Origin of the sequence: Pseudorhodobacter sp. W20_MBD10_FR17, from assembly GCF_052119765.1 — a bacterium.
Classification (GTDB): domain Bacteria; phylum Pseudomonadota; class Alphaproteobacteria; order Rhodobacterales; family Rhodobacteraceae; genus Pseudorhodobacter.
Map to the genome: position 1 here is coordinate 23,057 of NZ_JBGQOQ010000035.1, position 10,581 is coordinate 33,637.

The following is a 10,581-nucleotide window of genomic DNA, read 5'->3' on the forward strand; positions in this document are numbered from 1 at the left end:
AAGCTAATGAAAAGTATTACTTGGGGTGTTTATGACTGCCATCGATCGAATCCTTCAGTCCTACCGCGATGCTGCTGTCACCGAGCGCGAAAAGGGCACTTACTTTGAACGCCTCGGCCTGGCATTCTTCCTGAATGACCCCGTTCAGACCGAAGAATACGATGCGGTCTGGTCTTGGTCGGAATGGGCAAAAGCCAACGGCTGGGATGGCAAGGATGTAGGGATTGATCTGGTTGCCAAGCTGCGCAACGAGGACGGGTTCGCAGCCATACAGGCAAAATTCTACGCCGCCGATACCCGGATACAGAAATCGCACATCGACAGCTTCATTTCCGCCTCAGGCAAGGAGCCGTTTCGCAGGCGGGTCGTGCTCGACACGACAGAGCAAGAGTGGGGCGCGAACGCTGAGGAGATGATCCGAGGTCAGGCTATTCCCGTTGTGCGAATTGGGCTAACCGATCTGCGCGAAAGCCAGATCGACTGGACGATCTTTGAGGCACGCGGCGAAATCGTACTTGCTGCCAAGAAAACCTTGATGCCGCACCAGAGCGACGCATTGACTGACGTCAGCAGCGGCCTCGCCTTGGCAGATCGCGGCAAGATGATCATGGCTTGCGGCACCGGCAAGACTTTCACCTCGCTGAAGATCGCTGAGGCCATCGCAGGCAAGGGCAAGCGCGTGTTGTTCATGGTGCCGTCCCTGGCGCTGATGTCCCAGACGGTTCGCGAATGGACGAATGACACTGAAACGCCGATCCGAGCCTTCGCAGTCTGCTCTGACGCCCATGTCGGTAAGCGCCGCAAAAGCACGGACGACATCGCGGAAATAGAAATCCATGATCTGGCGTTTCCAGCTACCACCGATCCCGTCAAGGTCGCGGCAAAGGCAGGCGAGGATGACCCCGAACGTATGACGGTCATTTTCTCGACCTATCAGTCTATTGTCACCCTGAACCGTGCGCAGGAAGCAGGCCTTCCCGACTTCGATCTGATCATCTGTGATGAGGCCCACCGCACCACCGGTGCCACCCTCGATGGCGAGGAAGAGTCGAATTTCGTCAAAATTCATAGCAACGACCATGTGAAGGCCAGCAAGCGGCTTTACATGACCGCCACGCCTCGGATCTTTGGCGACAATGTTCGCAGCAAGGCCGATGAGGTTGGCGCCGAACTTGCCTCGATGGACAACCCCGCCCTATTTGGCGAAACGCTGTTTTATCGCGGCTTCGGCTGGGCAGTGCAAAACGGCCTTCTGACCGATTACAAGGTCATAGTCCTGGCCATGGACGAAGGGCTGGTCAGCGCGGCGGTGCAAAAGCGGCTCGGCGATGCGGGCAGCGAGTTGGTGCTGGACGACGCCACCAAGATCATCGGCTGCTATAAGGCGCTGACCAAAATTGACCTCAAGGCCGATGTAACCGCCGATCCGCACCCGATGCGGCGCGCGCTGGCCTTCGCCAAGGATATCCGCAGCTCTAAACTGATCCGCGACGAGTTTACCGCTGTGGTTGATGAATACCTCGGCCAGGACAGCCTGATCGAAAGCGATGAGCCATCCACCCACCTCCAGTGCGAAATCGAACATGTCGATGGCACCTTCAACGCCAAAACGCGCGGCGCTCTGCTGGATTGGCTCAAGGCGGAGGCAGGCGAAAACACCTGCCGCATCCTTACCAACGCGCGCTGCCTTTCCGAAGGTGTCGACGTTCCCGCCCTTGATGCGATCATGTTCCTGCACCCGCGCAAAAGCCAGATCGACGTGGTGCAATCCGTTGGCCGCGTCATGCGAAAGACCGACACGAAAAAAATGGGCTATGTAATCTTGCCGGTCGGCGTCCCCGCCGGTGTGCCGCCCGAACAAGCGCTGGCCGACAACGAGCGCTACCGCGTCGTCTGGCAGATTCTAAATGCGCTGCGCGCCCATGACGAACGCTTTGACAGCACCATCAACAAAGCCTCCCTCGGCCAAGACATCTCGGACCGAGTTGAAATCGTTGGTATCAACGCTGACACCGAAGAACTTCGGTCCGTCACCGCCGTTGTCGACAAGCTGCCCACCAAGACCAAGGCGGCAAGTTCCGGTATTGGCGCTGGCAATGGTGGCCAAGGCGATGATGTCATCGAAGGCCCGGAATCCCGCCAGACCGAAATGACCTTCTCGATCGACGAATTCTCGCGCGCCATCATGGCCAAGATTGTCAAGAAATGCGGCACCCGCGATTATTGGGAAGACTGGTCCACCTCCATCGCCGAGATTGCCAAGAACCACATCACCCGCCTGACCGCGCTGCTGAAAGACCCCGACACCGAAGCCCGCCGCGCCTTCGATGCCTTCCTCGCCGAGTTGCGCGACGATCTGAACGACACCATTTCTGAGGGCGACGCCATCGAGATGCTGGCCCAGCACATCATCACCCGCCCCGTGTTTGAGACCCTGTTCGAGGGCCAAAAATTCACTGCCGAAAACCCCGTCTCACGCGCCATGCAGCGCGTGCTGGATGTGCTGAACGAGTCCAACCTCGATAAGGAATCCAAAGACCTCGAAAAGTTCTACGCCAGCGTCAAGATGCGCTCGCAGGGCATCACTGACCCTCAGGCCAAGCAAAAGCTAATCGTGGAGCTTTACGACAAGTTCTTCCGCCGCGCCTTCCCCCGCACCACCGAAAAGCTGGGCATCGTCTACACCCCGGTCGAGATCGTCGATTTCATCATCCATTCGGTAAACGAGGTGCTGCAGTCCGAATTCGGCCAGACCCTCGGCTCCCCCGGCGTCCACATCATCGACCCCTTCACCGGCACCGGCACCTTCATCACCCGGCTGCTGCAATCCGGCCTGATCGCGCCCGAAGAGATGGAGCACAAGTTCCGCCACGAAATCCACGCGAACGAGATCGTGCTGCTGGCCTATTACATCGCCGCGATCAACATCGAGGCGGTCTATCACGGGCTGCAGGGCGGCGAGTATGTGCCCTTCGAGGGCATCTGCCTGACCGACACCTTCCAGATGTATGAAAGCGACGACCTGATCTCGCACTACATGCCCGACAACTCGGAACGGCGGAAACGGCAGAAGGCGACGGATATCCGTGTGATCGTGGGGAACCCGCCTTACTCGGCGGGTCAGGGCAGCGCGAACGACGACAATGCTAACGTCGAGTATCCCGGACTGGATGAACGAATTCGTCGCACTTACGTCGCCCGGTCAGAAAATACGAACAAGCGCGCACTTTACGACAGCTATATTCGCGCGTTTCGCTGGGCAAGCGACCGGATTGGTCGAGCAGGCGTCATGGCCTATGTGAGCAACGCAGGTTGGGTCGATGGCAACGCCGCCGACGGAATGAGAGCGTGTCTCAAGGACGAGTTTTCAGATCTTTACGTTTTCCATTTACGCGGAAATGCGCGCACTTCTGGAGAACAGCGCCGAAGAGAAAAGGGGAATGTCTTCGGTGAGGGCACCCGCACGCCGGTGGCGATCAGCGTTCTTGTTAAGAATCCCGATGCGGCAGAGCACGGACGCATTCATTTCCATGACATTGGGGACTACCTAGATCAGAAGCAGAAGTTGGCGATCATCCGTGACTTCGCAAGCATCCGCGGAATTTCATCTGCCGGGGAATGGAGCAACATAGAGCCCGATCTTCACAATGATTGGCTCGGACAGAGGGACACTGGGTATCAAAACTATATTCTGACTTCGGACAAAAAGACCTCAGAACCAACTCTCTTTTCCATGCACACACGCGGTGTGCAGACGACACGTGATGCGTGGTGTTTCAACCATTCTCGCAATGCTCTTTGGGAAACCGTCTCGCGTGCAGCAGACGCATATAACAGCTATGCTGCGCGGAGTGACTCGACGGGCACCAATCCAAAAGAATTCAGCTGGTGCCAGAAGACCCGCAAGGCCGCAGAGGATGGGCGAAAATATCAGCCGGACGAGAACAGGATCTTTCTCTCGGACTTTAGGCCTTTCGTTAAATCTTGGCTTTTCACCGATGGCTTGCTGAATTGGAGTGCATATCGGACTTCCAGCCTGTTCCCGGATCAAGAAACGCCAAACCTAGCGATAGGCGTTCCAAGTCGTGGATTTCGCGGCGAGTTTTCGGTTCTGATGTCAGCAAGAATGCCTGGTCTATATTTCGCCAGCACTGATTGCAGTGAATTTTTCCCGCTCTATAAGTATGGGGTCAATGACTCTCCGGAGGAAAACGACCTTTTCGCGGGGGCAGATAGCCCGAAAGAAATGGTCCGGAACGACGGCATCACCGACGCTGGCCTAAAGCACTTCCAGGACGCCTATCCCGGCGAGACGATCACCAAAGAAGACCTGTTCTATTACGTCTACGGCCTGCTGCATTCCGAGGATTACCGCGCGAAATACGCCGACAACCTGTCCAAGGAACTGCCCCGCATCCCCCGCGTGAAAACCGCCGCCGACTTCTGGGCCTTCAGCCGCGCGGGGCGCGAACTCGGCGATCTGCATGTGAACTACGAAACCGTCGAACCCTACCCGGTCACGATCAAGCAAGGCGACCTGCGCCTGGCCGACATCAAGAACCCCGAGGTCTTCTACCGCGTCACCAAATGGGCTTTCGGCAAGAAGGGCAAGGAAAAGGACAAGACCACCGTCATCTACAACGCCAACATCACCATGCAGGATGTGCCCGTGGAGGCTTACGATTACGTCGTGAACGGCAAGCCCGCGTTGGAATGGGTAACGGAACGCCAGGTGGTGAAGGTCGACAAAGCCAGCGGCATCGAAAACGACGCCAACCGCTACGCCAATGAAACGATGAACAACCCGGCCTACCCCCTGGAACTGTTCCAGCGCGTCATCACCGTGAGCCTCCGGACCATGGAGATTGTCCGTGCCCTGCCAAAACTGGAGGTGATGTGATGCGCCTGCTGGTCCTGCTGTTGGCATTGACAGTTGCCTCCCCTGCGGTCGGCCAGAATTTTTCTTGCAGCTTTGGAAAACAACCCGCCTGCCTTGATTACGGTGCGCAAGTCTGCTCCAGCAGCGGCAAATGTGTCGACAGCAATGCAGCCTGTTTTGACAGCTACCAATGTGGATACGAGGGCTTCACCTGCAAATCCAACGTCACCGAATGCATTGATGCGCAAGAGAAGTTGCTTCGGAAACACAACACGCTGGTCGACGACTACAACGGACTTCTAAAAAAACACAAAGAACTGGTAGCAGATTTCGATGAAACCATTACGGCCGCACGCGCGCTGAAATCTGACTACGACCGAATAGAATCCAGTCTGGCCGACATGGAAACCTGCCTCATTTACGCGAGCACACTCGACACGGCGAAGCGGTGCACTCCATGATCGTCAATCCCGTAAGCCGCCTCTTAAACTATGTTATGAAATCAGCACTGACGCCGGAACCGCACGGCCAGTCACGATTTTCTCTGGAGAGGTTTTCATATGGCGCTTTTTGATTGGCTTTTCGGTCGCTCCTCTGAGGCACCTCAACAAAACCAGCCGCTAGCCGTCGCACTGGCCAAACGTACTCCCCAAATTGTCCAAGCCCCAGCCCGACCCAATTTCTTCCATGCCCATCGGGTTCCAATGGGAAGCTTCCGCTTCATCGCCTTGGATGTCGAAACCGCCTGCAGCGATGCGGCCAGCATTTGCCAGATCGGCCTGGCCTGCGTTCAGCCTGACAACCAAATCCAAACCTTCTCGATGCTGGTCAACCCCGGCACCCGGTTTGATCCATTCAACATTCAACTGCACGGCATCGGCCCCGATCATGTTGCCGATGCGCCCCGGTTCCCTGATGCCCTGAGTTTGCTGCTGCCGCTGCTGACAACGCATCACCTTGTCCAGCACAGCAATTTCGACAAACAGGCGATGAATGCGGCCTGTGGCTTTTGCGGCCTCCCCACACCGGATCTTCGCTGGAGTGACAGCGTGATAATTGCCCGACGTGCATGGCCAGAGTTGAAGGGGAACGGCGGGCACGGGCTTGCCAACCTCAAACGCACCCTTAACCTGCAGTTTCACCATCATGACGCAGGCGAGGATGCCCGGGCGGCAGCCATGGTCGTGCTGCATGCCGAAGCCCATCTATCGATGCCGTTCGAACATCTGATCATTCCGGCCTCCAAGGCCCGCTTTACGGCAAAGCAGACCAGAACTGGCAATGCAAACGGCGTGATGGCTGGTTGCACAGTGGTGTTTACAGGCAATCTCGGCATGTCACGCGAAGCAGCCGCCGATCTTGCCGCCAGCGCAGGCATGAACGTCAAAGCAGGTGTGACCAAGCAAACCACGCACTTGGTCGTGGGAGACCAAGACCTGAGCGTCCTTGCGGGCCACACAAAAAGCAGCAAGCATCGCAAGGCGGAGGGGATGCGCGATGCTGGACACCAGATCAAGATCATGGGCGAGAGCGCATTCAAAACGCTGGTTGCGAATTCGTTTGAGGCATGACTTAAATCACTGGCGGCCCTAGGGTTTTAGCATATGCTAGGCGCAATCGATCGTGCCTCGCCCGTCCTAAGGTTCTGAGAATCGACACGGTCCAACTCGACGGAAACATCCTTCCCGATGATCTTTCTATTGGTTTGAGGTCGACCAGCTTGGTCCACTGCTTTTTATAGGGGCGCATTCGTAATGATCGGGCCCTGCGCGCACTCGGACGAAAACTTGTCTTCGACCGCTGCAGCTCTGCCGCTGCCATTTCTCCCTTCCCCTTGCTCGCTCCTGTTTTGCTTCACCCCTCCCGAACATCTCAGGCATGCGACGATCGAGTAAAACGAGATGATTTGCCTCCTGTTGGTTTCCCTAACGCAAGCTTCAGCCCTGTTGCTTCAGCATGGAACGCCGCTGTTCTGCAAGGCCCCTGGGTCACTCCTATCTCCGGTGTCCTCCCTTCGACTGACAATCCCCTAAGCCTGTTCGGGTTCAATCGCGCAACCCCGCGTCAGTCCGGGCCGTGTTGGCTAGCGTTTCTTTGGAAACGCGTCACCTGCCCGCTCCACCCCGGCCCTTTGGGGGTTTCCGGTGGCTTGAGATGCCACCGTGCACGCCTCACCCGACAGACTTCTTTCGGGTCTTGTCGAAGGGACGGTCCCAGCGACAGGAAACACAGGAGCTTCAAATGCAGAACATCGTCATCCTCGCCGGCAACATCGGTCAAAAGCCAGAGGCCCGCACCACCCAAGGCGGCACCCAGATCACCAACTTCACTCTCGCCACCTCCCGCCCGCGCCTGTCGGAAGGCCGCGTGCAGCGCGATGAGAACGGCTACCGGGTCATGGACACCGAATGGCACCGCATCACCTGCTTCAACGGCTTGGGCAAAACCGTCGCCGAGCATTGCGCAAAGGGCATGAAGGTTCTCGTCCACGGCCGCATCCACTACACTAAGTGGACCGACGCGACCGGCACTGACCGCTATGGCTGCGAGATCATCGCCGAACGGGTCGACTTCCTCAGCCGCCCGAAGTCGGCGGAGGGTCAAGACCCCGAGCTGGGCGACCGCGATGACGAGATCCCGTTCTGAAAAGAACGGGGTCTCCCCAAGGCCCGGCGGGGAAACCTGCCGGGCTCAAAATCTGACAGGGCGCCCATGGGGCGCACCATCAGACCTTCCAGAAAGACTGCCAGGCTGCTAGAATTGTTTCACTTCAGATAATGGCGCAATTGATGACCATCATTGATCAACCTGAAATATTTCCTAAGTCGCTGCGTCTGCGGCGCATTGATCTCGCGCGCAACATGCGCCGCTATTACCGGATGGAGATTATGTCCAATCTCTTTGGCGAAGCGAGCCTTATCCGCGAGTGGGGCCGGATCGGATCGCGCGGGCAAGTGCTGATCGAGACCCATCCTGACGAAGGACAAGCAATCAACGCGCTGATGAAACTAGCGCGGGCCAAGCGGCGCAAAGGCTATGAGTCGTAAGTTGGTGTGACGAGGTTGATCCACTTTTTTAACATTCAGATGGGCAACCAGACTCTGCAAATATCACGGTGATGCAGGGTAACATTCAGAATGTCGCGTGAAATGCATTAGATGAGCGGGACCGTCAGCTTGCGGGACGGTTAGGCCGTCGCACATGGAGTACATTCAAAGAGAATGCATCGGTGCACTGGAATTCGCCTAATGCGAAGGCACTATTTCAGACGCAAGAGTGGCGCTTCCCAAATGGTTGCAAAAGATTTATAAAGATGTAATTAGAATAAAAAGATCAAAATAGAGGTGCTGTTGTGAGACGCAATCTAAGATACACCGCATTGGCTATCGCGACAGGCGTGGCAGGTGTAGCGCAACCCGTGTCAGCCTACCCGATTGATTGCGCCATTCTACTTTGCCTTGCAGGCGGTTTTCCTCCTTCTGCGGAATGCAGCGCGGCAAAGGCTGTTATGATACGGCGCATTACACCTTGGCCAATCGAGCCACCGCTGCAACTTTGGAATTGCCCGATGGGTATGAGCAGCCAAGTCGCATCAATCATCGGTACGGTAGATGTTGGGGCGGATGGCTTGACGCCTGACATTAGGCAGTACCGCGACGGGATCGAAATCTATCATGTCATTCGCTATGTGACTTATTCGCGCAACGAGGGTCGAACCGTAACCGACCACACAAAAGTAGGCAAATACGACGCCGTTGGAGCGTTCTCTTGGCATGGTTCGAACTTTGCAAGCGGTCCCGCGTGGTTGGGTGACGCGACGGGGGGCCGCCGTGAGCCCATCGTTGCGTGTGTAAATGGCGGTGACAGCGCCGGAGATTGTGGCGGCTACGGAGTCGTTGGCTACGCAAACTTCGCCGGATCTCTGAGAGGGGTCGCGATGCGAACCAAAGATTATCTGAATAACGACCACGTAACATGGGCACCGTACTGAAAGTCGGTAACGTCGCTGCGATATGCCAAATGATAGCCGCCAAAAAGTCAACCAGATTTTCCGACTGCTAAGCAATCAACCATCAACGAAGGAGAACTAGCTCCACAAACGAAAACCCCCGCGAGGCGGCTGCCATCACGGGGGGGAGGAAAGAGCCTAGGGACGCCAATCCCGAAAAGCACAAGTATTCATGCATGGTTTTAGCACCTCTCCTCACATTCAAGCAAGCAAAAACGCATCTGTGCGATTGATGATTTTATGCCCTTTGCCGCCTCACCCCAAAACGAGGATGAGGATCATGACATATCAAACTTTAAGACAGCTGAACCATTATGAGACCTATCCTGCGTTGCCCGAGGCAATGCAGCGCTTTCATATTCAGGAGCTACTGCGCGATGTCGGTCAATTGCTTGGCCTTTCGGATGCGCGTCGCCATATACTCGACACTATGATTAGCCTCACCGCCCCAAGTGATTGGACCGACCCCGCAAGAGACGCAGTTTGTTATGCCGCCCAGACGTTTGTTGCCGAAAAGGCCAATCGTTCCACCAAGGCTATTCGAGACGCTGAGACAGCGTTTGCGGCAGCAGGGCTGATTACTAAAACCGTCGCTGACAATGGTCATCGAGGAGTTTATGCGAAGGGCGCCATTGTTCACGGCCTGAGCTTCGCACCACTCATAAGCCGCGTTTACGAGTTGCTGGAGATGCGGCGCGCCTTGGAGGCCGCACGGATACGTTGCCAAGCTTTACGCCGCCAATGCAGCGCGGCCCGCCGTCTGCTCAGATTGGCCCTTGTGCAACTTGTCGAAATCGGACCGCTTGTTGATCGCACCGCCGAGGCTCTCAATTGTTTTACGGAGTTGCCCCGCCGCTATGATGGGATGGACGAATCCAAGCTGTCAGCCTTGCTTGTTACGGTGGAGAACACGCTAAGTGACGTGCATGATTTTCTGTCTTTGCAGGCCAAAACTTCCGGCACGCCAGAAGATACCTTCCGCCCATATATACAAGATACAATTGAAGAAGAGATTGAACTTTGTAATGCCTCCAGCATCCAAATGGAGGCACCTAGCAAGCAAGCCGAAATCATATCAAAAAATACCACGTCTATGAGTACGGTAAAAAGCTTAGAAAACAAGTATGCAGCCGAATATCGTGGCCACAAGCCCGAAATCACGAGCAGCTTCACCCCCAGACAGATTTATGCGGCCGCGGGTCCGGATTTCAAACTCTATTTGGACGCGGTGAAGGGGAACAGAGTGCTGCCAAACCCGCTCGATTTGGTCAAAGCCGCGATCATGCTTTTGCCTGATTTGCACATCAACCCGTCAGCTTGGGATGAAGCCGTCCAGATTATGGGAGACCTGCGAGCCTCGATCGCTGTTTTGGTGATCGACAAAAATCGCCATCACCCTGTTTGCCCCATTCATTCGCCCGGCGGCGCATTGCGGGCTTTCGCACGAAAGGCTTCTGCAGGTGAGCTAAACCTCGACGGTTCTTTGATTGGAATCTTGAGTAGGTTACGGAACGGCTGAGTATTATGCGCTTTTCAGGGATGTCCTACGGCAACCATCCGTCACCTGCACGATCCACAATGTTGGGCTGCGTTTTAGGAAAGCTGGTTGGCAGTTTTGTAGAGCGTCAACCACCTTGTCCGCGAGCGACAACCATCTTGGCCGGTTTTGAGGCCACTGAGGTTGGCGTGTCGT

General features: G+C 56.1%; 6 protein-coding genes and 1 pseudogene. All 7 read left to right on the top strand.

Annotation, left to right across the window (positions count from 1 at the left end):
- Positions 1-31 precede the first annotated feature (31 nt).
- The 7 genes and pseudogenes from ACEN2J_RS17570 (at position 32) to repC (ending at position 10,407) form a co-directional block, all read left to right on the top strand.
- Positions 32-4,900 (top strand): DEAD/DEAH box helicase, encoded by a 4,869-nt coding sequence (locus ACEN2J_RS17570; protein ID WP_442107568.1) that lies wholly within the window; start codon positions 32-34, stop codon positions 4,898-4,900.
- Complete coding sequence (locus ACEN2J_RS17575) at positions 4,900-5,340, top strand: hypothetical protein (protein WP_442107570.1); 441 nt, start codon at positions 4,900-4,902, stop codon at positions 5,338-5,340. Before ACEN2J_RS17570 ends, ACEN2J_RS17575 begins: the two co-directional genes overlap by 1 nt.
- Positions 5,341-5,583: 243 nt before the next feature.
- A pseudogene (locus ACEN2J_RS17580) lies at positions 5,584-6,051 on the top strand (exonuclease domain-containing protein); the annotation flags it as partial.
- 123 nt (positions 6,052-6,174) lie between these two features.
- Entirely contained in the window at positions 6,175-6,450 is a 276-nt protein-coding gene (locus ACEN2J_RS17585) for a BRCT domain-containing protein (protein ID WP_442107578.1), read from the top strand.
- 670 nt (positions 6,451-7,120) lie between these two features.
- Positions 7,121-7,525, top strand: coding sequence for a single-stranded DNA-binding protein (locus ACEN2J_RS17590; protein WP_442107572.1), 405 nt, complete (start codon positions 7,121-7,123; stop codon positions 7,523-7,525).
- A 143-nt stretch (positions 7,526-7,668) separates the two neighbouring features.
- Positions 7,669-7,926, top strand: a complete 258-nt coding sequence (locus ACEN2J_RS17595; RefSeq protein WP_442107574.1) for a WGR domain-containing protein — start codon at positions 7,669-7,671, stop codon at positions 7,924-7,926.
- A gap of 1,242 nt (positions 7,927-9,168) precedes the next feature.
- Positions 9,169-10,407, top strand: coding sequence for a replication initiation protein RepC (gene repC, locus ACEN2J_RS17600; RefSeq protein ID WP_442107576.1), 1,239 nt, complete (start codon positions 9,169-9,171; stop codon positions 10,405-10,407).
- Positions 10,408-10,581 lie beyond the last annotated feature (174 nt).